The organism is Shewanella sp. SP1S2-4, assembly GCF_031932075.1.
Classification (GTDB): domain Bacteria; phylum Pseudomonadota; class Gammaproteobacteria; order Enterobacterales; family Shewanellaceae; genus Shewanella; species Shewanella baltica.
Genome location: NZ_JAUOET010000010.1, coordinates 77975 through 99738, shown reverse-complemented (window position 1 = coordinate 99738; position 21764 = coordinate 77975). Strand labels below are relative to the sequence as shown.

Sequence of the window (21764 nt, the reverse complement as noted above, 5' to 3'; positions counted from 1 at the left end):
CTAAACCTTCTTTACCTTTGAACGACTGCCTCTTCAACAGCTTTCTCCTAAACAAGCGCCAGTTAAACAATCAGGCTGCAAACAACCCGATCACGCCCCTGTTCCTTTGCAAGATACAAGTTATTGTCGGCTTGCTTAAGCCAGTGCTCTAAAGAGTCGCTATAGGTGGCATTGGCAATCACAGCGCCAATACTCGCCGTGACATTGAAGCTTCGATTATCCTGCGGATTGATGATCACTGTTTCAGCGAGTTGCTGTTTAAACTCATTAAGATGTGCTTCGACTTTCAGGGCATTACACATAGGCAAAATCAGCAAAAACTCTTCGCCGCCGTAGCGCGAGATTAAATCAATATCCCGTTTGAAGAGTAACGTTAAGAGTTTAGCAACCACTTTTAAACACTCGTCGCCGCCCAAATGACCATAAGTATCATTGATTTGTTTGAAGTGGTCTAAGTCCATTATGGCAAGTGTCATGGCATCTTGACCCCGTTCACACATCTGTTGGATGAGCGGGAATTGGTGTTCGGTATAGCGGCGATTATAGAGATTCGTCAGCGGATCGCGCTCGGCTAAATCCTTTAATTTCATATTAGCGGCCTCTAAATCTTGGGTGCGCTGCTGTACTTTTTGTTCAAGTTCTTGTTGGTGTTCGAGTAAGGTTTGCTGGTTTGAGGCCAAACTTTCATACAAGCTATAGATCTCTTTAGGGGTACTTTTATCGAGTAGATCATGCTCAAACTTCTCGTCACTGACTTTTTCTTGCTTAGCGGGACCGAAATGCTGCGCTAAAAGCGACAGAGGTTCGGTCAGTAACTTACTGATGGCTTTAGTAATAAAAAAGGCGCCGACTAAAGAGCAAAATAGCAAAATTACCGTGTTGACATATTGGCGTTCAGCCAGTTTTAAAAGCGGCACAAAAGGTTCTAAAACATAGAGTTGCCACCCATTGTTTAACTTATGCTGGGCATAGATGTACTCAGGGGTATTTGAATCTAGGTTATGCAGGTTCATCAGTTGAAGCCGGGCGCGATAAATCTCACTGCCTTTGCTGAATGACAAGGGGGTGAGAGGTGCTAGTCCTAACCCTTCGGAGGCATAAATCAGATTATTGTTCTCATCGGTCAGCAAAATAGATTGCTGCTCATGGTGCAGGTTTTGTTTATCTATGCTGGAAAAATAGCGTAAATCTAAGCTGCCTTCGACTATCCCTCTGGCTTGATTGGGGTCATTTTGACTAAAAATGGGGGCACTGATGGCAACGATCACGTCATTACCAAAACCTCTGCCGATAAATGCGGGTGATACAAAGGTTTTATGGTTATAAAACGCTTGGATAAAGTATTCTCTATCCATCACAGAAGGAATTTCTGCTAGGCGTTCTAAGTTCACAATATTGGTCATTGGACTGGCTGCGAGTAAGTTACCTTGTTCATTCGCAATCAGCATAGTTTTAAAGCCTTGATTACTATCATGTATGCTCGATAGCAATGCCTGCCACTCATTGATGCCAGCGTTCGACAGGCTCAAAAACTTGGCCGTGCTAGCGATGACTTGCGTGTTGTAAGCGAGGTAGTTGTCGGTTGCATGGCTCAAATGAGTTGCCGTATCGTCCAGATTGCGATTAATCATCACTTGTTGTTTATCAATGAAAAAGTGATTAAAGGCTAAGGATGAAACTAATAAACTTACAGTAATGATTAAGGTAAACAAGTAACTGAGCTGCGAGCTAAAAGTGCGCCGGTTAAGATTGGTCAGCTTGCCTTTAAAATGCCATAGGCTTGGAATAGCAACCACACAGAGTTCACCAATTGCAGCGTAAATCATGCCATTAACGGCTTGTTTGATCGCGGTAAAAGGAATGTGGCTAGCGGGCATCTGAGCAATGACAGCCACATAAATGGCTAACAGCGGGATCCCCAATAACACCCAATAACTCACACTGGCATAGAGTATTTGAATATCTCGGCGCCTTGCAAAACCAAGCCATAATGCTTCGAGTAAAAACAGTAAATACACGTGGGGGCTCGACCACACGATCATGAGCCCCGTTGCGGTAAATAGGGCGGTGATCAACGCATACCAAGGCCCTAAGAGTATTGCCACTATCACCACGGCCACGTTGCCGAGAATCAATTGCACATTAGCGAATAGAGGGATGGGAAAAAGATTCAGAACTAAGCCGAATACCCCAAAAATAATGGCCAGTCTGAGATGGGTGGTTTGGAAGGCGGGTAAATGCAAAGAAAAGTCCCTTTAGAAAATGGCTTGTGTTAACTGTCTGTGATTATGGCACAAATAAACCCAACGCCTCTATCCCAGTCATTCAATTACCTCCCCAAACAAAGCTATAACGTAAATAGATTGTTGAAGCTGATGATAGAAATGGATTGTCGAAACGGATTGTCGAAACAAATAGTGCCACTAGATGATTTCGCTGAAGATAGGTCAATTCTCGTCAGTCGCAGGCTGACGAATGCTATAACCAATGGATGGGGCCATTTCAGAACCGTTATCGATGAAAATTGTGTCATTCAGAACATAAACTAAGCAGTTGTTCAAAGAGATCTCATGAAGCCCTTGCGCAGTTGCAAGGCAATTGCTACAGTTCTGGCTCACTTAAGATAAACCCCATAAACAGTATCTTAGGTGATAAGTGATTTAAAAAATTAGCTTGAAATAGCCAATACGTTATAACGGACTAAGTCAGCGCTAATAATACAATTCACTTAAACAATTTCGGTATGTAGCGCAGCCCGGTAGCGCACTGTCATGGGGTGTCAGGGGTCGGAGGTTCGAATCCTCTCATACCGACCAAATTCATAAACAAAAAAGCCTGCAATCTTAATCAGTTGCGGGCTTTTTTGTGTCTATAATTTGGCTTTTTACTGCTTAGAGGTGGTGAAACTGTGGTGAAATGGGGGTGAAACGGGTTTCAGAATTACAGTGGTCAAGTGCGCTGGTTGCATTAGTTTTATTAATGGCTGAATTTAATTTCAGCGTGAGGTACTTCGGTCCATTGCAGATGATCCCGCACATAGATTTTGGTGGACTTAGCATCGGTGTGAGCCATTCGGCCTTGAGGATCAACACCCATATCAGAAAACAATCTGGCGGAAAGCGCACGGATCTCGTGGAAGGTTGGGCGCTGGCTCATTTCTAAATGATTGAACAGCGCTAACTCATCCCTTAATGCTGAAAACGCTCTGCTGAGATAATTAGGATCGAGCTGATAGCGATGATCAGTCGCTTCACTTTGCTTATTGTGTTTGTCTGGTCGGCGATGAACCACATAAGGACAAAGCACTCCATCACGACTTTTATCAATAACGGCCTTTAATACCTCACCGATAGGGATTGCCACATGGCTGGCTTCTTGCTCTTCCACTTTTTGGCGATGAATAAATAATGTGCCGTAAATGCCATCGACAGGTTCATCAAACCATAGGCAACCACATTGGCCTTCCTTAGGTTTTTTAATGCTGTATTTTATCCGCGATACTTCAAGGCGTGCTTGGGTTGATTGCAAAGCAAGGTCCATCGCCGTTTGTAACCACAGTGGCGCAGCAGCATGGATTTGTTGATACACTTCAAAGCTTAAGCGTTGGCGTTCCTTACCTCTGGTTTTGCGTTTTTTCATCTTTCGAGAGGCCGGATTATCTAACATGATGGACTGGTCGATTGCGTAGTTAATCAGTTTCTCCAAAAATCCAAGTTTGCGGTTATGCACATTGGGGCTGGCATCAGGATGGTATTGGTTTAGATAGCCGTTGATGTGCTCAAGGCTAATATCTTGGCTGCTAACCTCAGCAAAATAGGTTTTAACCCGTTCGGCATCGTTGCGCATAGTGCTGCCCAGTTGCTTACTTGGTGCTTCCTCTTTAAATATCAACTCTAAAAGGCGGTCCACATGGCTGGCAAAGGACAGTCCATCTGCTTGAGGTGAGGCGCATGAGGCTTCAATCAATTGATCCACCGTTAACCCAACGGTAGGTCGCATAATGCGGTTGTACTCAACCGCAATTTGAATCGCCTGCACTTTATCTTTACCTAATGTTTTGCGAACACCATTTACCAGCGTAAAGCGGTAAGTGCCCTTGGAGCTATCAAACATTAGATGCTGAGGCAGATTTTTATTATGCGACTTTTTTGGGCGTACCATGTTAATTACCTTGAGGCTGCAATTAAATCAGACACCGCGCTGCTAACGGCGGGCGCGACACCAAAGTGCTGGTCTTCGTAAACATAGACCTTGTTATCTACAATGAGCCCGCGAATCACTCCACGTAAAATCCAACCTTTAATGGTACGATTTTGAGGCGCGGAATTGGCTGCAAACTCACGTTCAGACCACTCACTGGCCCTCATTAGTTTGGAAGGTTTTCTATAGGACATTTTAGACTCCTAGTATTTCAAATCGAGCGATAACGGCTTGTTCTCGGCTTTCAGTTGACGATAAATCGAACTTTGGGCGCTGGTTGAAAATTGCTGCTTCCTGCAGATTGCTTCATGCTGCTTCCTTATCTTTCGGCGCGAAGAACAGCGCGACGGGGCCATCTTCGGTGTCGTGAATACTCAGCAAGAATGAGCCGGCCTTGTCGCAAACGGGGTGCCAATCGCTGATATCGGTGTCGCCCTCGTCAAAGTAGCGCTCGATGAGGTTTTCAGGCGCATCTAGTTCAAACCAAATCGCCACAAACTCGCCGCCTTGGCGTGCAGCCCATGCTTCACACTCCACACGGGTCACACCTTCATCCCACTCGGGTAAATCGGGATGGGTCCAATAACCTTCTTCACGTTCAACTGTTGCTGCTTGTATCGACTTCATGCTGCTTCTCCTTGGCGCTGGGCTTGATATGTTTGCCATGCAGGCAAATCAGTGTTTGATACTCGCCAATCAAGCTCGCCAGCCTTGTCATAGGCCACTGAGCCACCATATTGAGCACCCTCAAAAGTAAATGTCGCAGTGCAGTACAGCTGTGGATATGCACCGTTAAACGCCGTGAAGGTCAGATCAGGGCGCAGTGATAACAGTCGTTGCTTAAAGGCTTCGGCCTTAGCATTGTGATCTGTAATGTCAGCTTGCTTTTGTGAATGGCACGCCGCGTTGCAATAAAACGCCTCGCCGATGCAGATCACCGCTTCAATCTCCGTCGCATTGCCTTCATCGTCTTCGGCTTTAATTGGGTTGCCGCAGTGGTAACAGGTAAAACACCAACCATCGGCCAGTAACACTTGATAAGGTACGTTGCCTTGCTCAGCGTATTGGTCATATTCAGGGCAGCGAGTGACTGACATATCATCTTCAAAGGTCAGATTGAGTTCGCCCGCACCTATGCGGCGAGCGGCGGCAGCATGTTGATGAAACACAATGCACGCGGCACCCTCGCAATGTTCTTGTACTTGAAACGCTTTAATCTTGGGTGTGCTCATGCTGCTTCTCCTTTTATCCTGAGTTTTGATTCTGCGTTGAGTGCGAATACTTCGGCGTCGGCTTGGCCGAAGTCGCTGCACTCGATGGCGTTAAAAGACTTACAAATGCCCCAACCGTGATAGTTGTTTGGGGTGTACTTCACTTCGATTTGTTGCTGATCGCACATCAAGGTGAAGTAGGGCTTAGATAGCGTAACCACGCCATCTTTGGTGCTAAACGTATTCATGCCGCCTCCTTGTTTTGGTTGTCGCTTGTTTGGCTGACAGGCGAATGGCAGGGCAGGCGCATTGGGTGATATCGGTACGAATACACTATGGTGCGGCTAATGCCCTTGGCTAAGTTGGTTAAACCGTTGCCCAATGCTTGCCAGTACAGGCAATCTAGCGCGCCCAGTGCCAGCGCGATTTTGATGCTGTCGCCCGTTGTTGCCTTGAGTAACAGGCTTAACTTATGGCTGCGGTAATGATTTAACAGATGGCGAAACGCCGCTGATTGAGTCATTTAGGCCACCTGCTTCGGTTGCAAAGGGCTTGTTAGCAAAGCGCTTGATTGCAAATGAGTTAATTGCAGCTTGGCCCAGTCGATGGCTTTAATGGCCTCGACCGTGGCGGCGATTTGCTCTAACTTCTTTTGCCCGCGCATAAAGTTTGAAAGTTCAATACCGTGGCGAGCCGCCGCACGTTCGGCGGGTAGGGCGCTGGTGTAATGCAGCGTTAACGCGGCAATCACCTCGGGCGAACTAATGCGGGTAAGCGACAGCAATAACGCAACGCGCTCTTGTGATTCAAAGCCCGGGAGTAAGTGGTTCATGCTGCCACCTCAGGGAAAAACGTTCTTTCAACGCTGGCGCGAACGGGGTCGAGCTTTTGCTGCATGGTTTTAAGAATGAGGTTTGAGGTCAGCGTCACGGCATCGGCGTTGGCGAGTAGCTTGCCTGTTTTGGGGCAAATGCAGCGGCCTGTAAAGTCTTGGCTATTGCGACTCCAAACGAGATTTTGGTAAGCGTGGCGCCAGTGGCGTTGGCCGATGGATTCTGCCTCGCTTGCGGCGCTCGCCAGTGCTTTAAGCATTACCGTGGTGGTAAACAAGCTGGTTTCGCGCTCTTTACTGCCAAGGGATTGGAGCTCCATTGCTGCGCCCATGCTGCTCCAAAAGTCATAGGCAAGGGTGGCATGATAGGGCTCAAAGTTTTTCTTGGTACCCAGCATGATGGCCGTGGCGTCTTTAATTTGTTTAAAGGACCAATAGCACTCGCTCTGTGCCGTGGGTTTGTTTGTCGCAAAATCAACACGGCCTTGCATCCAGTCGATTTGGTTCACTAAATCCATGGTGAGCTTTGATAGCTCATCCCTGTGGTTGTAGGTATCTGACAAACCTTGAGGCGGCTTGCTGGCGTTTTGGTTGATATCGGTAAACGCTTGCTGGCGTTCTTGCAGCGACAAATTCATGTACAGGGTGATAGAGATTGAGTCTTGGGCAATCTCAGGTGATTTTTCGAGTGCCTTTGCGATACCGGTGGCGCGGTGCTGGCCATCGAACAACTTGATAATCGAATCAAGGCCAACTTTTAATACACCAACCACGCCGCTGATTTCGGACGCTTCGAACTTTGGCGCATCGCCACCAGTGGGCACTTCAACCACGCCGATGATGCCTGGCAGAAAATACCCCGTTGGATTCGTTACCATGTAATTGCCAATGGATTTAGCACGGGCAGGGTTAACTTTGCGCTGGCTGCGGTCGAGCACACTGCCGGCATCGTCAATGCGTAACATACGAACCAGTACACGCATTGACATGATAACGGTGTAAAACACTTTGCCACCTTGTACGCCCATCACAGCGGGCATTGAGTAACACATATCCATCATGCTGCCTCCTTGCTTTGGGTGGCTTCATCGTACTGGCGGATGGCAAACACAATCGCGTAACAGCACCAGATAAAGCGATAGGTGAAAGGGTCTTTCCAGCCATCCCAAAAATCATCTAACGTCATGCCGCCTGCATCTTCTTCATCCCAATTATTGAGGCGATAAACCACATCCCACTCGGCGTTTTCGCGGTTTTGGGTAAACTCCTTAACGGCATTGGTCGCACTGCTAATCGCCTCTGCCTCTTCTTCGTTCGTTGGATCCTGCCCTTCGATAAACCACTGCAAAAACTGCTCAAGGCGTTGATCGGCTTCTTTGGCATCAAACTCACGAGTGCCATCGGTTTTACACTCAGCCTGTACCTTTTCTTCCCAGTAACTCGCATTCACGCCCCAGTCATCATCGCTTTGGCGAAAGAAGCAAAACATGTCCTGAACCCGAGAAAATACGTAACAACCCATATCGCCACTGATGCACAAATGCTGCGGCCATGTGGTGATCTCAAAGCGATGCTCAAAGCTGTCTTGGCTGAGTTCCATGTGACGGAACACCCCATCATCTTTAAGAATGGTGAGTTGATGTTCGGCCACATCGTTTAAAAATGATGCTCTCGTTGGGTGGTTCATACGCAATTCCTTCCTTTTGAATCAGCAGAGCTAAGCTGCGACTTCGCCGTTAAACACCACCAGATTGATGATGGGTTTCTTGGTTTTGGGGTTCACCTTGTCCGACAGCTTGTGATAGCGAATATGCACATCGCGGTGGGCTTCTTGGGTCATGGCTAACACGATATATTGCTGGCACAGCGCGGGCGTCGATAACGAATGCGACAGGCGTTGTGGCTTCATGGTTTCAAACAAATGCTGCGCCATATCATTCAACTTAGCTTGGTACTCGTCGGGGCTCAGTTGACGGCGGTTAGGGTGCGCGCCTACTGAGGTGCTGCACTTTTTGGCCGCTTGATTTTTCGCTAAGGTCATGGACACGCCGTAAACAAAAAACATAATTGCCTCCAACAAGGTGAAACTGTCGCCGTTATCGTTACAGGGATATGGACCATCACCCCTTGGTTGCTTTGCCTAGATAGCCTAAATCGTGAATGTGCGCGGCGGCTCTGCGGCTCTACTGCGTTAGTGGCCGACGGGCGCGGCAGTTGTCATCGTGTGCAGCGGATGCACATTAGTGACGGCTTGCGAGTCGTTACGCCACACCATCACCTTGCCGTACAAGCCTTGTTGCGGCTCAGTAAAGCGCAGGCAGAAGTTGAGCCCAAGTTCGCCCGTGTGGCGGATGAACTGGCGGTAAAAGGCGGCGCTTGGGTGGTGATAGGCAAAATGCTTGACCAGCTCGGCGCAGCGGGCTTGCACCCGTGGGCAATCCATCGGGTCAGTGTGGCCCTTGGCCAGCGCCATCAAGCAGGCAAAACGTATTGCAACCAGTAGACGAAACTCATCGCGTTGCTTAGGTGTGGTGTGAACTTTCGCTAGAATCATTTCCTTGTCCTCGGTAGTGGGTTTATTGAACATGAGCGTAAAGTTAAGATAACTTGACTTGTGAGTCAAGTTAATTGGTTTAAAAAACTTGACTAAAATTTAGTTGATTTTGATTTGATGGCTTTTTGTTCGAGTGTTTATGTAAAGTAAGGTATTGAGCTAAAGAGGATTTATGGTGATGCTAGGTAATGTCATGTTTGCTGGGGAGGTTGAATGCGTTGTTATGTCCGAAAACTTGCTAATGCGTGGACTGTAAATCGTAATCATACGAGCGAGTAGCTCTTCAAAGAAGTCAATTTCTGTGCGCGCTATCTCAATGCTATAAAGGTAAAACTATTAAAATTTAATAGGTTAGGTTTTATGTCGGTTAGATAATAGGTTTGGAAAACTCACATTCGCGTTTTCCTGATGGTATATCCGAAGGAAAGCTGATAAGTTCTTTGCAATACAAGTAGTTAACTGTGCGCGTCATTTTAACTAGTCTAATGAGATAAATGCGCGCGCACTAAGACGTTATGTGCATTTAGTATTTTAGAGATTTATAAAATGGAACTTGTTTTTAAGCAACCTCATGTTTCTATTACGGAGTTCAACCCAATTGAACTATCTGATTTTACTGTTCTTACAGGTGTTAATGGTTCTGGGAAAAGTCATTTGTTGAGCGCTATCGAGCAAAAGAAGTGCGTTATTCAAGGCCTTGAAAATGCAACTGTTGTTCACTTCAACTATGAGAACTTTAAGCTGGAAAACGAGGCGGCGTTTAATGCACAACAAATTAAGCAAGAAACAACTGCAGCGTGGACCTTCTATCAGCAAAAGGTTAAGCCTCATACTCCAAACTGGAAAAAGCAAATTGATCAAAATTTATACCTTCAACTTAAAGAGGAATGCAAAAATGAAAACAAGGGATTGTGGGAGTTGGGAGTAACTACTCTTAAAAGTTATCGAGATTCTATAAGGGGACTTTTTGGTAACAACCAAATGAAAGGGAATGCACAAGCTCAAGGCATTTTGTCGGTTGTTAAAAGACTTCCGTATAGTGCCGATGAAATTAAAGAAGAAGATTTCAATTCTATCTATAAGCCTTATATGTTCAAGAACGACTTTTTGCCGGTGCAACTAGGGAAGGTTATATGGGATTATTACGTAAAATACCAACAGAATAGATTTTACCACTACGAGAATAGTGAGAACGGAAAGAATTACCCCGTCTTAAGTGAAAATGAATTTATTAAAAAGCACGGAAGAAAGCCGTGGGACATTATAAATGAAATAATGGAAAAATTTGACACACTTGAATATAGGGTAAGTACACCTGAAGGATTAGATTACTTTTCGCAGTATCAACTTAAACTTGAGCATACAAGAACTCCTGAATTGAAACTGGATTTTGCGAACCTATCTTCTGGTGAAAGAGTTTTAATGGCGCTAGTTGCATCAATCTATAAGTCGACTTCCGACAATCATTTTCCAGACATTCTGCTGCTTGATGAAGTAGATGCATCACTTCACCCCTCAATGATGAAGAACATGCTTGGCGTGATTCAAAACATATTTTTGGAGAATGGCATTAAAGTGATACTGGTTTCGCATTCGCCTTCAACAATTGCTCTATCACCAGAAGAATCAATATTTATTATGAATAAGTCTGGTGGGAATCGAATCGAAAAGCGCTCAAAAAAAGAGGCTCTGTCAATTCTTACCGAGGGGTTTGCTACCCTAAATGATATAGAGCCTACATTAAGTGTAAATTACAATTTATCTAAAACTGATTTGCCCATACTTTTTACAGAAGGTATTACAGATAAAATCATTATAGAGGCAGCCTGGGCCAAGTTATACCCTGAAATTGATATACCTTTCTTTGTCCAAGATTGCTTTGATGCGTCATTTTTAGCAAATTTATTTCGGCGTGGCCACGATGGTCAAGATGGGATATTTGTAAACTACAAAGAGAGACCTCTGATTGCTCTTTTTGATTTTGATGCAGAAGGTTTTAACTCTTGGAATGGATTGAATCAGTTATCAAAATTAGTTGAGACCGATCCTCGAAAATGTCTATGCAAGTGTCATGCTGAGTTGAATGCTCATGCAATATTGTTACCTGTTCCGACACAAGAAAAGATCGAAAGACAAGTTATAAAAAGTGGTATTGAAACATTTAAAGATAAATCGCATTTATCTATAGAGTTACTTTTTTATGGAGTACCGTCCTTATCCCAATATTTTTCAGTAGAAATAATACAGGGTGGTGGAGAGATTGTAGTATTCAAAGGGAAAAAGAGAGATTTTTCTGAAAAGGTTAGATCACTTGGTCCTAAGTCATTTGAGGCGTTTGTACCCTTATTTGAGCAAGTTAAAAACATTGTCAATGCACATAACAAGTCAAGCCAAGGAACGCAGCAAAACTGCGCCCCTGCTTGAAGCGTTATGTGAAATCGGGGAATTATTTGTGAGTCATGATAAGCCTTTTTATAGGAATTACAGAGCTATTGTCGAAGGGCCAAACTCTGGGTATAGCGACTGGGCATACATCGTCGATCAAGAATATGCCTTGGCGCGGGAGCATTACACCCGAGCGTTTAAAATAATTCAGTCTGATCTAATCAAATGCTTTGAATATATCGAGCCAGCTGATGTAAACAACGATACATATTCCTTTAGAACGCACGAATTACTGATGAGAGCATGCATGGAAGTTGAAGCCAACTTCAAAGCAATTCTTAAAGAAAACATCTTCAATCCGGTTTTCACAAGCGGCAATAAATCTGGGCAGCCACGCCCAGAGAAAAGCTGGAATATTAACGATTATAAAAAAGTTAACAAAACACACCGGCTCTCATCATACGTCGTTCATATACCTATATGGTCAGGTTCATTGGGAGTAATAAAGCCATTTGAAGAATGGAATAGCAACGGTTCTTTAACGTGGTACCAAGCCTATAATAAATCTAAGCATGATCGTCATAACGAATTTAGTCACGCTAGCTTAAAAAACATGATTGCAGCTATATCTGGGCTATTGGTTTTATTGTCATCTCAATTTCGAACCGAATCGTTTACACCAGGAGAGGGATCTAGCCTTGGAGTAAATGTCGATAGCTACTATGATACGCAGCCAGCTCTTGGGGGGTTTTTTCATATAGAGTTTCCAGATGATTGGCCTGTTTCAGAAAAATATGATTTTGACTGGTCGCAATTAAAGCAGCAGTCTCCGCGATTCAACAAAATCGACTATGATGCAATCACATAACAAAAAGCTGCACGCGGACACATATTACTACGCGCGTTTTTGTGCATGTCGCGTTGCTCCATTTTTACACCGAAACGCTATCCGCAATATGTACCGGTGAGCTTGGCGTTATACATTTATTGCTGAATTCATTAAGGTTTGTATGTCAGAAAAAATATTAGAAGTCGCTGCATGGGGTAAATATATTTACCGTTCTGATATTGAACGTCATCATTATGAATATAAAATTCAAAATGATGAAAGTGGTATAAGATTCTATATATATAGTAGTCAATGGCTTGCATCATTATACGTGGTTGTCGAAGGATGGCTTAGTCTAAAAGAATCGGATAAGGCAATCGATGAACTTTTATCTGTATATGAAGATTATGTTTTGATAATAAAGCGCTGTAGGAATGCTGTTTACCATTATCAAAAAGATATCGTAGATAAAAGAGTAGAAAAAGCAGTTACGAATAAAGAGATTCTTACTTGGGCAGGGGCATTGCTGGATGAATTTATCCGATTCTTATATATATATCCTTTTAACAAGCATGGTATATGTGAAGAAACGGTACATTTACAAAAAGAATATTTAGATCTGGTTGGTTGGACACCTAATGAGGCTGGTTGGGTAGAGTGGTATGAAACATTCTTTTTTATTTTGCAGTATTATGAAGGGAATAATCCAGAAATGTTGATGCGAACGCTTCAAAATGATCGCAAGATTGAGGGGGCTTTAAAAAAATTAAAGTCTATCAATGCAAACCCTTATATAACAATGCTTTCACGAATAAAAGCCAATGTATAACAAAGCTCTCGGACGCATAACGGTTGTCGCAGTTTTTGCTAAAACCAAAAGCGGCAAAAATAGCGCCAACCTACGCGCCAGTGTTTGCGGCGTTACACACTTTAGTTGCTAATAGAATATTTAAGCTTAATCTGGCTAATGCGATTTAATTATCTAACAATGTTATGCCCCAAAATACGTTAGTAGAGCCATTTTGGGGATTTAATTTTTTATAATAATACTGAATACCAAAATACTTTGCCGATCACTTTGACCTGTTTGACTTGGTCAGCATCGAGGCGTTCGTCTGGATATTCGTCCGTGTTGTAGCTTCGAAGGCGTAGCCCACCACCGGGTAAGTTATACAGCACTTTGATACGTAGCATGCCATCGTGGTTAACTGCGTACATTTTGCCGTCGATCACATTGGTGGCCGAGGTATCGACGCCCACTGTTGAGCCGTGGGGTAATATGGGCTCCATGCTGTTGCCATTGACTTTCACACAGGCTGCATAGTCGCTATTCACACCTTGACGCTTAAGGGTGCTCTTAGTAAAGCGCAGTTTAGGCCCTTTAAATTCGCGGCAATCGAGAATACCATCCCCTGCGGCTAGCTCCACTTCCATGTAAAATGGTATTTCAACTTCATCTTCCCCTAATGGGGTATCACTATCCCATATCTCAAAACCGCCAGCCCATTCAGCGTTGGATTCCGGTTTAGTTTCTTTATTTCCAAAGAGAAGATATTCGGGTGAGCAGCTTAAGGCTTTCGCTAAGGCATGCAGGTTCTCGCCTTTGGGAGAGGTAGAGCCTGATTCCCAAAGCGATACAGTGGCTTTAGTTAAGCCTATTTTTTTGGCAATCGCTGGCTGTGTAAAACCTAGCTCTTTGCGTCGTTGTTTAATGCGTTCATTCATCATAGTAAAGCTATCTTAACTTAACGTAAGTCAAGTTACCTTTTCTTTTGTTGACATTTGAGTTGAGTTTTCTTAACCTCAGTTAAAATTACTTGTCGGAGTTTGTCTATGAAAACGAAAGATGCGATCTCGCATTTTGGAAACAAGCTAAAACTGGCTGAGGCTTTGAGTGTTACTAAATCGGCAATTAGCCAGTGGGGGGAAGATGTTCCCGAACTCCGCGCTTATCAAATCGAACGGTTAACTGGTGGTGAACTCAAGGCGACTGAGTTGCCGTTAATGAGCCCTGAGCATGCCGCTTAATACTGAACCGTTCTAACACGTTAACAGAGAGAGGCTTATTAGCATGAAAACCAATTCACGTAAAAAAGATAGCCGTTTGAATTTGTTGATGAAAACGATTCATCGGGTGTTGGAGTTACCCAAGATGACACGCTTTGCGTTGGCGATAGATTTTGTTGCGGCGGTTGAGCGCCTTGGGCTAAGCGAGGTGTTAGCGGCGGAGGGCATTAGCTTTGCCAGCACGCAAGACGTGCACAACGATGCGCGGATAAATGCGCAAAAGCTGTTCCGTTGGCTTGGCCAGTACGAGGGCCAACATCCGCAGGCGGATCGCTTGTTTCATGTTGAGCAAGCATTGGTGGCGGCGCTGCCCGAGCATTTACGGGTGCAGTATCTCAACGATGTATTTAGTTGCACTGGGGTGACGGTCATTGCCGACCGCATGAATGATGGCCATGTGTTGCATGTGGCCGATATGGCGGCATCGTTAACCAAAGAGAACGCCGAGGCGCAAGTGGCGGTGATCCATTTGGGCAGTGAACCCAAGCGCGAGCAGTTAGTGGCGGCGCACCGTGAGTTAAAAGAGTCGGCGGCGACCACGCAAGCGAGCATGGCGGCGTTAGAGCTGGCGTACCCGTATTTAGCGAGTCATGGCGGTAAGGCGGCGCAATACGCGGCCGAGAAGTGACCGCGATGCCGCAATCGAACCTAAACATCAATGTTATCGCCAGCGCTAAAACCGAGTTGCATCAGCAGTTGGTCCGCTTGGGCGACATGATCGGCGACGGTTTGCACTTAGAACCCGATGGCAAATGGATTGCGAAAGAGTATGTGAAAGTGGCGCGGGCGTTAGGTTATCGGCCTAAACGTGCTAATCACAGCGCACAGATTAATGCGGTAATGCTTAAGCGGGTAGCTGATGTGCCGTGTGGCCAGTGCGGTTTGGCTTTAAAGCAAACTAAGTCGGGCTCAAAACGCGCCGTGTGTGCCAATGGGCATAAGTGGCAGTTGTTGAAATGACTTGTTGAAATGAGTTGTTGAAATAAAAAAAGGAGTGAATGACATGTTCACAAATCAGTTAAGTGATAACTGGGCGCGTAAAAAAACGCCGTTATCCCGATGCCCGCCACAGTTTGGCGACCGATGCGGGCTTGATACCTAAGATCATGAAGTGAGGAGGATAACGATGTTTGATCCTGAATGTTTAATTTGTTGTTTGGAGGGCGGCGCCGCGTGTTCGGTACATGGGCAAGTTCGCAGTGCTGATGGGCCCGTCGTAACCGCGCTTACCGAGATGGAAACCGCGCAAGTGACATTACTCATGATGCAGGCAAAGCAGTTAATGCTTAAGGCGATGGCGCTTAAAGCTAAGTCGAACATGCCTAATAGCACTCAGCCTAACGTCAAAGATCCTAGCGCGGCAACCTCTGAACGGGCCCCGTTAAGTGGCGTGAACATGGGCAAAGACATTGCCTGTTTTCATGGGCAGACCACGGCGGAGTTGTTTAAGCGAACGCAGGTGGGCCGAATGGTTGAGGTGTTAAGGAACTGCGATGAATTACAGCATAGTCGCCCCGAGCGTTGGGCGGTTATCGCGACCGACATCGTGGATAAGGCGTTACTGGGCAGTAGTAAGCAGTTGTTGCTGCCGACGGTGAGCATTGATTGGATTATGAATTATCTGCTGATGGAAGAACAACGCGCGGAACGTTCTATTGCGCTATTGGCGGCGGATGTAGGCGCGACCGATGCGAGTGCGGTTGATATGAGTGCAGCTAATGTGAATGCCATCGTGACAAGCCGCAACGAGCACATTAAACGGCGTGATTTTTTTAGCCAGTTGCGTAGTAACTTGGCGCACGAGGTTTACTTGCTTGGCAGTGAAGGCGAGCGAGCGGAGGGCAACGGGGCGCATTGAGGTGACCCGTTGCTGTAGACATAAGAAAGCCCGCTGAAGTTTTGGCGACGAACGCGGGCTTAATACCTAAAGTGAGGCAATATCATGTTACTGAAGCATGGGGTTTGCGTCAATTCGAGTTTGTGGGTTGCTCTGTTTGGGGGTGACTTATGAGTATGGAATTGATGGTAAAAGCGATGAAGGCCAAGGTGGGTAATCCACTGCGCAAGCTGGTGTTGATCAAGCTTGCTGATAACGCCAATGACCAAGGCGAATGCTGGCCGAGTTACGAGTATATTTCGCAGGCTTGTGAGATAAGCGAGCGGTCGGCGATTAACCACATTAATGCGCTGGTTGACGTCGGACTGGTGCGCAAAATTACCCGCAAGAGTGAGCATAAACGCAATACATCCAACCTGTATATTTTGGACTTTTCATCGTGTGTTCTGAGTGATAAACCTGCTCAAACCCTACCTTTTACTGAGGGTGCAGCAAATTCACCCCTAGAAAATACTGAGGGTGCAGCAGATTCACCCCTAGAAAATATTGGGGGTGCAGCAGATTCACCCCTAGCCAATTTTGAGGGTGCAGCAAATGCACCCATGGGTGCAGGAGATTCACCCTCTGAGGGTGCAGGAGCTGCACCCAGAATCTGTCACTCTTTTGAACCTATCAAAGAATCTTTAAAAGACTCTTGTCCAGCAACGAGTGCTAAGTCGGTTTTCAATGCGTTTTTCAAAGCCTATCCCGCCCATCGCAAAGGCGGCTCGGACTCGGCTGCATGGAAAGCGTGGAAGGCCGAAAAGCTGACTGATGCCGATTGTGTGTTGGCGGTGAGCTGGTTGAAGGAGGCTGCGGCGCTGGATATCAGTTGGGGCTTTAGCGCTAACGGCCAGTTTGTGCTCGGTATTACCAAGTCTATCCGCGAACGCCACTGGCTGACGCCGTTGCCAAGACCAATGGCCGCGGCAGTTGGGCAAGTGGATTGGAGTTATGCGGTGTATGACCCTGAGGACCCTTTGATATGACGGCCAACCAAAATGCGAGCATGAAATCACTGCAGACCTTAATCCGCCAGCCGCTGGTTGGGCAGGGGCGTGTTAGCCAACCTGAGCCCACGGCAATGGATATGGCGATTGTGGACAGCGTGTTTAGCAAGTTGCGGGTGTTGTTTCCTGTGAGTGCGCCGCGGCCTGAGGACGAAGCGACCCACAAAGCCGAGTGGCTTAAAACCTTGGCGGCGCAGGGGATTGCCAGCCGCGAGCAAGTGCAAGCGGGGCTGAATCGCGCTAGACGCGAGCAGGGCGATAGGCAGTTTTGGCCGACACCGCGTCAGTTTGCGCTTTGGTGCCAACCTACGGCCTGTGATTTGGGATTGCCCAAGTTGGAAGCCGCGTTCAAGGAGGCAACCCGCCATTACCATCACCCTGATAAGCATACGTGGAGCCATGATGTGGTGCGTTTAGCGGTACGTGAGACAGGCAGTTGGATGTTTGCGACTGGGCTCGAAAAGGACGTGTTGATGACCTTTGAGCGTAATTACACAGTGCTGTGCCGCCGCTTTAGCCGTGGCGAGTTGACCGATGTTGAATTGCCAAAGGCATTACCTGAAACGGTGACGCGGCCCACTGAGGCGGCCAAGGCGAAATCAATTATTGCCAATTTACGGGCAAACTTTGGGCTTAAGGGGGCAAACGATGGCAACTAAACCACTGACTCAGCGCGAACGCTTGATGCGCATCATCACCGGCAAACGGTTTTGGACCCTGTTTGAAATCCAGCAAGAGAGCTTTAACCGCTTTGGGGTTCACGACAGTGAGACAGCCTTAAGTGCGCGGTTTCGGGATATGCCGATGAATCAGCGAGTGAAGCGCATACGCTCGGGTACCCATCACACCTTTGAATATCGGTTGGAGGGATAGATGGCGCAGGTGATGACAGCAACAGGCGTAGAGCAAGGCAAGTTGAACGATGCGGTGTTGCGCCGTTGGTTGCGGGCAGGGATAACGCGGGACTTTCGGGACACGCAGTTTCCGGCGGTGCGGTTACGGGCCTCGACCGATAGACGCCAAGCCTCGGTGTATTTAGTGATGAACGAAGCGGGCAAAACCGTGTGGCAAAAGCAGGGCGTGTGGCCAGTGATGTGCTTGAAGACCTTTTTAGCGGAGTTACCCAGCTTGCTCGCCAAACGCAGCATGGGCCAAACGGTCATAAGCAACGAATTTACCACGGTAGCGCAATTGCTGGCGTGGTTTGTAACCCATGTGGAATGCAACCGCACCTTAAGCAACAGCTGGCGCAGTAACTGTAAATCGTTAGTGAGTAAACATCTCAGTGGCTGCTTTGGTGGGTTACCACTCAATGAGCTGAACTTTATCGCAGTGGACAGTTATTTAATCAAACCCATGTTGGCGCAGGGCTACTCGGCCAATTACATCAAAGCGGCGGTGAAAGTGTTAAAGCGGGCGTTATCGGTTGCGGCCGATTTACGGGTGTTAGACACCAATAGCTTGGCGGGGTATCGGGTGCAAATGAGTTTGAAGATGCCCCCTTTGGTGGGCACGCAATTAAGCGAGTCGGACGTGGGCCCGTTATTCAGCGCCCTACGGAATGCAGCAAGACCGGTGGCGATGCTGTTTGTGCTGATGCTGATGTTCGGTACCCGCATAGGTGAAACCCGTTTAGCACGTTGGGACCACTTTGCCGGCGATTACTGGTTTATTCCCGCTGAGAATGCCAAGAACCGCCAAGAGCATCGCTTACCGATGACGCCCACAGCCAAGAAGCTCATTACCCATTACGCCCAGTGGCAATACACGCATGTGGGCAAGCGGGCGTTTTTGTTCCCAGGCGAAGTGGGGCCGGTGAGCATTCGCACGGCGCAGTATTGGAGTGAAACGATTCGGTTTAAGGCGTTTACCTCGCATGCGCTGCGCAAACTGTGCCGCACCATTATTGCCGACATGGGCGTAGATACCATGGTGGGTGAGCGGATTTTGAATCACACCTTGCCGTTACTGCTGCGCACTTACGTCAACAGCACCTTAGATAAGGGCATGCTGATGGCGTTGGATGCCTACCATGCGCACTTAATCACGCTGGGGTTTGATGATGTGGCGCCCGAGATTATGCGCCAATCGACCACTGAGCCGAGTGAGCCAGACGAGCCAATGTTAGTGGGGTGGTTATGACGCTAATAATAACAATATCAATTAGCACAACTGGGTTATGGACTTCACGCAGGAGGATTTATGGCTAATCGCGCCGCGGATGTATTGAAAGTAGGGCGCCGTTTACGGGGCATGACCCAAGACGAAGTGGCTGAGATTTACGGCATTAGCCGCAACACTTACCAACGTTGGGAAAATGGCCGTACTACTGCGCCCTATGACGATGTGACATCGATATGCCTTGATGTGTTTAAGCTTTCGATTGAGAAGATAAATGAGGTGGCCAATGGGCTTTAGCGATGAACCCGAGCAGAGGATGAACATTAAGGCGTTGCGGTTAGGGCTGTATCGCTGGGGCCGTTATTGGGTACACCAAGAATTGGGCAAGGGGTTTTCAAACCGCAGCGCCTGCGACCGTTTAGGCGAAGCCTTGGGCGGCGGCAACTTAAAGCACGAACTCAACGTGCCTGCCCATGTCGCCCATTTTGACCACCTCGTTGAGCAGCTATCCATTAACTGTAAACGCGCCATTCGCGCCCATTACCTGTGTAAAGAGCAGTGGGCTTTAATGGGATTTGACAGCAAAAAGTCTTACATCTTCTGGCTAAGAAAAGCCGAAATGGCACTGCTAGATAGGATGAATTAGAAGGAACGCCCTCTTACGAGGGCTGGCGGGTTAGACGGTTGTCCACCAAGACTACTAACCCGTTGACCGGATTTTATCAAAGGTTCGGCCCGTTATCTCGGTAAATGGATAGTGTGCCGCGTATTTATTATCGGGCTGTTCTCACCGATTTGTATGAGCTTAAAGTTCTGAGTTGCTGTATCGGGCTGTTTTTTAGACTGTAGTGACATTGTTATTTTCAAACAGAAAAGTGCGTTCGTACACATCGACACTCCCTTGGTAAGTGTTGGCGATGCCAAAGTAATTGATCCAGCTTTGCATGTGCTCTTTTATGATCTGTCTATTGAACGCGATATACAGAGCATATATATCCTTGTTGGAAAGTGGTCGGTGAACTCTCTGAACGGTGAATAAAATAGATAAGGAGACATGTACACACAAAAGAAACAAAGTGGTTCTATCGCAGAATTATGAACTCTACTAGAGGGCAGTGAATCATGCTAGGTAAGTCAGACTCACTGAAAACGTATGACTGAGTGCGCAGTTATGGTTAGTTAACATGACTCCGTTAAATAGTTTATCGTCTAGGTTTAGTTTGCTTTACCCAGAGCCAAAGACCACTCAGCGATACCAACAACAATGCCAATCCGAAAATATCCCATATCCATATGGCGTAGGCTCCAAATAAGCGGCCGCTATGTAGATCTAGCATCACTCTTCCCCAGTTGAGGTTTGCGCTGCGGGCGTATTGAATCAAATCAGCATCTACTGAATCCTTTGGCGTAACCCAATGCAACGGCGCTAATGGCTGCGCAGGTATCCAATCGATAAGATTTTCATCAGCTTGATAATAGCCTGAAGTGGTTTTAAGCCAAACACGATTGACTGTTGCGAGACGAGTTGCATCGAGAGTGAACGACTCTATGGCTAAGGCCTCTAAACCCTTTGGTAAACCTGTGCTGCTATTTTGAGTTTCCTGTAAGTGCCCTTGGCTATCAAACAGATAAAGTTGATCATTATCAATAGCTATCAATAGATTAGATAAAAATGCCGCACTAATTAATTGGCTTTGAGCCTCGAGTATTGGTTCATACCCTAGCCAAAGTCGGTTATCTGTGACAAATAGCGGCTGGACTTGACTGCCAAATTGGGCAATATGATGGGGGGGCGTAATCCCGTAATAATCCAACAACCACGTTTGTTGCACAGGGGATTTATTCAGCTGCAGTGCTTGGCTGTGATTGATAGCTACACCCGTCACGACGAGCAATAGGATAAATAAACAGCTTAAGATACCCAGCCTACGGTGCCAAGGGCGAAGTGCGCGGGCAAGTTTGTAGCGAATAGTCGGTATTGTTTGTGATTTGTGCTTTCGAGTCATAGTTACATTTACGTCTGGTTAGTTGACTATTATTGACTCATTTCGGCTTTGGTAACATGGTTATGGAGCCATAAAGCAATACGAGATAGTTTCGTCAAGGCTCTGACCGAAAGGGTGGCACCAGTAATACCGTCAATATGCTGATCGAGTTGTGTTTGGTCGTCGAGTTTGGCTGATTTGAATTGATCCGTAAAGAAATCATGGCGAACTTCATCGCCTCGGCTTTCACGATAGACCAATACCTTCGTTCTGACGATGGCTTCATCTTTAATATGGATCCCGACGGTGATTGGTGCTTCTTTGCCTATTTCATCTAAAATCCACACGGTTTCATTGTCTTGCTGCCAATAACGAATGCGCATCTTATTGAAACTATGGGCAAGTATCGATTCGATAACCTGCTTCGCATGATCATCAACCCAAAAGACCTTAGTTGTGCCTTTATTGCCATTAAACGCCTGTTGAATAAAAGCATCGGTACTTTGATATTCGACGGCGCTTAGCCGCAGAGGGCATACCGCGAGTAATAATATCGCTAGGCTGCTAATCAATGAGCTGCCAAGGCGCTGGCTCACCTTTGTCAGTGCTGCGAAAAATGTGCCCATAATAACCTTCAAAAATAACGAATAAAGTCACACATCTGCAGATGTGTGACTTGACGAAAGTGAGAAAC

At 46.5% G+C, this 21764-nt stretch carries 28 protein-coding genes and 1 tRNA gene; 14 read left to right on the top strand and 15 right to left on the bottom strand.

Annotated features, from left to right (window positions below):
* Positions 1-62: 62 nt before the first annotated feature.
* Entirely contained in the window at positions 63-2243 is a 2181-nt protein-coding gene (locus Q4Q52_RS11550; RefSeq protein ID WP_311990681.1) for a diguanylate cyclase, read from the bottom strand.
* Between the two features lie 496 nt (positions 2244-2739).
* Here Q4Q52_RS11550 and Q4Q52_RS11545 point away from each other — a divergent pair.
* Positions 2740-2816, top strand: a tRNA-Pro gene (locus Q4Q52_RS11545).
* Positions 2817-2976: 160 nt separating this feature from the next.
* Here Q4Q52_RS11545 and Q4Q52_RS11540 read toward each other — a convergent pair.
* The 11 genes from Q4Q52_RS11540 to Q4Q52_RS11490 form a co-directional block, all read right to left on the bottom strand.
* Positions 2977-4161 (bottom strand): recombinase, encoded by a 1185-nt coding sequence (locus Q4Q52_RS11540; protein ID WP_220590485.1) that lies wholly within the window; start codon positions 4159-4161, stop codon positions 2977-2979.
* Positions 4162-4166: 5 nt separating this feature from the next.
* Positions 4167-4394, bottom strand: a complete 228-nt coding sequence (locus tag Q4Q52_RS11535) for a hypothetical protein (protein WP_006082046.1) — start codon at positions 4392-4394, stop codon at positions 4167-4169.
* Positions 4395-4506: 112 nt separating this feature from the next.
* Positions 4507-4827, bottom strand: a complete 321-nt coding sequence (locus Q4Q52_RS11530) for a hypothetical protein (RefSeq protein ID WP_311990680.1) — start codon at positions 4825-4827, stop codon at positions 4507-4509.
* Positions 4824-5432, bottom strand: a complete 609-nt coding sequence (locus Q4Q52_RS11525) for a hypothetical protein (protein WP_311990679.1) — start codon at positions 5430-5432, stop codon at positions 4824-4826. The genes Q4Q52_RS11530 and Q4Q52_RS11525 overlap by 4 nt, the downstream gene beginning before the upstream one ends.
* Complete coding sequence (locus Q4Q52_RS11520; protein WP_106649446.1) at positions 5429-5659, bottom strand: hypothetical protein; 231 nt, start codon at positions 5657-5659, stop codon at positions 5429-5431. Before Q4Q52_RS11520 ends, Q4Q52_RS11525 begins: the two co-directional genes overlap by 4 nt.
* Positions 5656-5934 (bottom strand): hypothetical protein, encoded by a 279-nt coding sequence (locus tag Q4Q52_RS11515; RefSeq protein ID WP_011847799.1) that lies wholly within the window; start codon positions 5932-5934, stop codon positions 5656-5658. Before Q4Q52_RS11515 ends, Q4Q52_RS11520 begins: the two co-directional genes overlap by 4 nt.
* Entirely contained in the window at positions 5935-6243 is a 309-nt protein-coding gene (locus tag Q4Q52_RS11510) for a hypothetical protein (RefSeq protein WP_028760251.1), read from the bottom strand. It lies immediately after the preceding gene.
* Complete coding sequence (locus tag Q4Q52_RS11505; protein WP_311990678.1) at positions 6240-7304, bottom strand: DGQHR domain-containing protein; 1065 nt, start codon at positions 7302-7304, stop codon at positions 6240-6242. The genes Q4Q52_RS11510 and Q4Q52_RS11505 overlap by 4 nt, the downstream gene beginning before the upstream one ends.
* Positions 7301-7930 carry a hypothetical protein gene (locus Q4Q52_RS11500; RefSeq protein ID WP_311990677.1) on the bottom strand — a complete coding sequence of 210 codons (630 nt, stop codon included), beginning with the start codon at positions 7928-7930 and terminating at the stop codon, positions 7301-7303. Before Q4Q52_RS11500 ends, Q4Q52_RS11505 begins: the two co-directional genes overlap by 4 nt.
* Before the next feature lie 30 nt (positions 7931-7960).
* Positions 7961-8308: a hypothetical protein gene (locus Q4Q52_RS11495; protein ID WP_263238553.1), complete on the bottom strand. Its 348-nt coding sequence runs from the start codon at positions 8306-8308 to the stop codon at positions 7961-7963.
* Between the two features lie 126 nt (positions 8309-8434).
* Positions 8435-8797 carry a hypothetical protein gene (locus Q4Q52_RS11490; protein WP_311990676.1) on the bottom strand — a complete coding sequence of 121 codons (363 nt, stop codon included), beginning with the start codon at positions 8795-8797 and terminating at the stop codon, positions 8435-8437.
* A 546-nt stretch (positions 8798-9343) separates the two neighbouring features.
* Here Q4Q52_RS11490 and Q4Q52_RS11485 point away from each other — a divergent pair.
* The 3 genes from Q4Q52_RS11485 (at position 9344) to Q4Q52_RS11475 (ending at position 12840) form a co-directional block, all read left to right on the top strand.
* Positions 9344-11221, top strand: a complete 1878-nt coding sequence (locus Q4Q52_RS11485; protein ID WP_311990675.1) for an ATP-binding protein — start codon at positions 9344-9346, stop codon at positions 11219-11221.
* A gap of 28 nt (positions 11222-11249) precedes the next feature.
* Positions 11250-12050 (top strand): hypothetical protein, encoded by an 801-nt coding sequence (locus Q4Q52_RS11480; RefSeq protein ID WP_311990674.1) that lies wholly within the window; start codon positions 11250-11252, stop codon positions 12048-12050.
* Between the two features lie 142 nt (positions 12051-12192).
* Entirely contained in the window at positions 12193-12840 is a 648-nt protein-coding gene (locus tag Q4Q52_RS11475; RefSeq protein ID WP_311990673.1) for a hypothetical protein, read from the top strand.
* A 209-nt stretch (positions 12841-13049) separates the two neighbouring features.
* Here Q4Q52_RS11475 and Q4Q52_RS11470 read toward each other — a convergent pair whose 3' ends face one another.
* Positions 13050-13739, bottom strand: a complete 690-nt coding sequence (locus Q4Q52_RS11470) for a helix-turn-helix transcriptional regulator (RefSeq protein WP_259520242.1) — start codon at positions 13737-13739, stop codon at positions 13050-13052.
* 105 nt (positions 13740-13844) lie between these two features.
* Between Q4Q52_RS11470 and Q4Q52_RS11465 the strand changes: the two genes are divergently transcribed.
* The 10 genes from Q4Q52_RS11465 (at position 13845) to Q4Q52_RS11420 (ending at position 19731) form a co-directional block, all read left to right on the top strand.
* Positions 13845-14039 carry a Cro/CI family transcriptional regulator gene (locus Q4Q52_RS11465; RefSeq protein ID WP_012089987.1) on the top strand — a complete coding sequence of 65 codons (195 nt, stop codon included), beginning with the start codon at positions 13845-13847 and terminating at the stop codon, positions 14037-14039.
* Between the two features lie 43 nt (positions 14040-14082).
* The gene (locus tag Q4Q52_RS11460; RefSeq protein ID WP_263238610.1) at positions 14083-14706 is read left to right on the top strand and encodes a hypothetical protein; all 624 of its coding nucleotides are present in this window, start codon (positions 14083-14085) and stop codon (positions 14704-14706) included.
* Positions 14707-14711: 5 nt separating this feature from the next.
* On the top strand, positions 14712-15038 hold the full coding sequence (locus Q4Q52_RS11455; RefSeq protein WP_006082030.1) for a hypothetical protein: 327 nt from the start codon (positions 14712-14714) through the stop codon (positions 15036-15038).
* 166 nt (positions 15039-15204) lie between these two features.
* Complete coding sequence (locus Q4Q52_RS11450) at positions 15205-15936, top strand: hypothetical protein (protein WP_311990672.1); 732 nt, start codon at positions 15205-15207, stop codon at positions 15934-15936.
* Between the two features lie 149 nt (positions 15937-16085).
* On the top strand, positions 16086-16943 hold the full coding sequence (locus Q4Q52_RS11445) for a helix-turn-helix domain-containing protein (RefSeq protein ID WP_311990671.1): 858 nt from the start codon (positions 16086-16088) through the stop codon (positions 16941-16943).
* Positions 16940-17623 (top strand): replication protein P, encoded by a 684-nt coding sequence (locus Q4Q52_RS11440; protein ID WP_220592829.1) that lies wholly within the window; start codon positions 16940-16942, stop codon positions 17621-17623. The genes Q4Q52_RS11445 and Q4Q52_RS11440 overlap by 4 nt, the downstream gene beginning before the upstream one ends.
* Positions 17613-17837 (top strand): hypothetical protein, encoded by a 225-nt coding sequence (locus Q4Q52_RS11435; protein ID WP_006082025.1) that lies wholly within the window; start codon positions 17613-17615, stop codon positions 17835-17837. The genes Q4Q52_RS11440 and Q4Q52_RS11435 overlap by 11 nt, the downstream gene beginning before the upstream one ends.
* The gene (locus Q4Q52_RS11430; protein WP_311990670.1) at positions 17838-19106 is read left to right on the top strand and encodes a tyrosine-type recombinase/integrase; all 1269 of its coding nucleotides are present in this window, start codon (positions 17838-17840) and stop codon (positions 19104-19106) included.
* Between the two features lie 60 nt (positions 19107-19166).
* Positions 19167-19382: a helix-turn-helix transcriptional regulator gene (locus Q4Q52_RS11425; RefSeq protein WP_006082023.1), complete on the top strand. Its 216-nt coding sequence runs from the start codon at positions 19167-19169 to the stop codon at positions 19380-19382.
* A complete protein-coding gene (locus Q4Q52_RS11420; protein ID WP_006083861.1) occupies positions 19372-19731 on the top strand; it encodes a hypothetical protein in 360 nt (119 codons plus the stop codon). The genes Q4Q52_RS11425 and Q4Q52_RS11420 overlap by 11 nt, the downstream gene beginning before the upstream one ends.
* A 556-nt stretch (positions 19732-20287) precedes the next feature.
* Here the strand turns inward: Q4Q52_RS11420 and Q4Q52_RS11415 are convergent.
* Together Q4Q52_RS11415 and Q4Q52_RS11410 are read right to left on the bottom strand one after the other, a co-directional pair.
* A complete protein-coding gene (locus tag Q4Q52_RS11415; RefSeq protein WP_311990669.1) occupies positions 20288-21091 on the bottom strand; it encodes a PepSY-associated TM helix domain-containing protein in 804 nt (267 codons plus the stop codon).
* Positions 21092-21120: 29 nt separating this feature from the next.
* Complete coding sequence (locus Q4Q52_RS11410) at positions 21121-21696, bottom strand: FMN-binding protein (RefSeq protein ID WP_063882879.1); 576 nt, start codon at positions 21694-21696, stop codon at positions 21121-21123.
* Positions 21697-21764 lie beyond the last annotated feature (68 nt).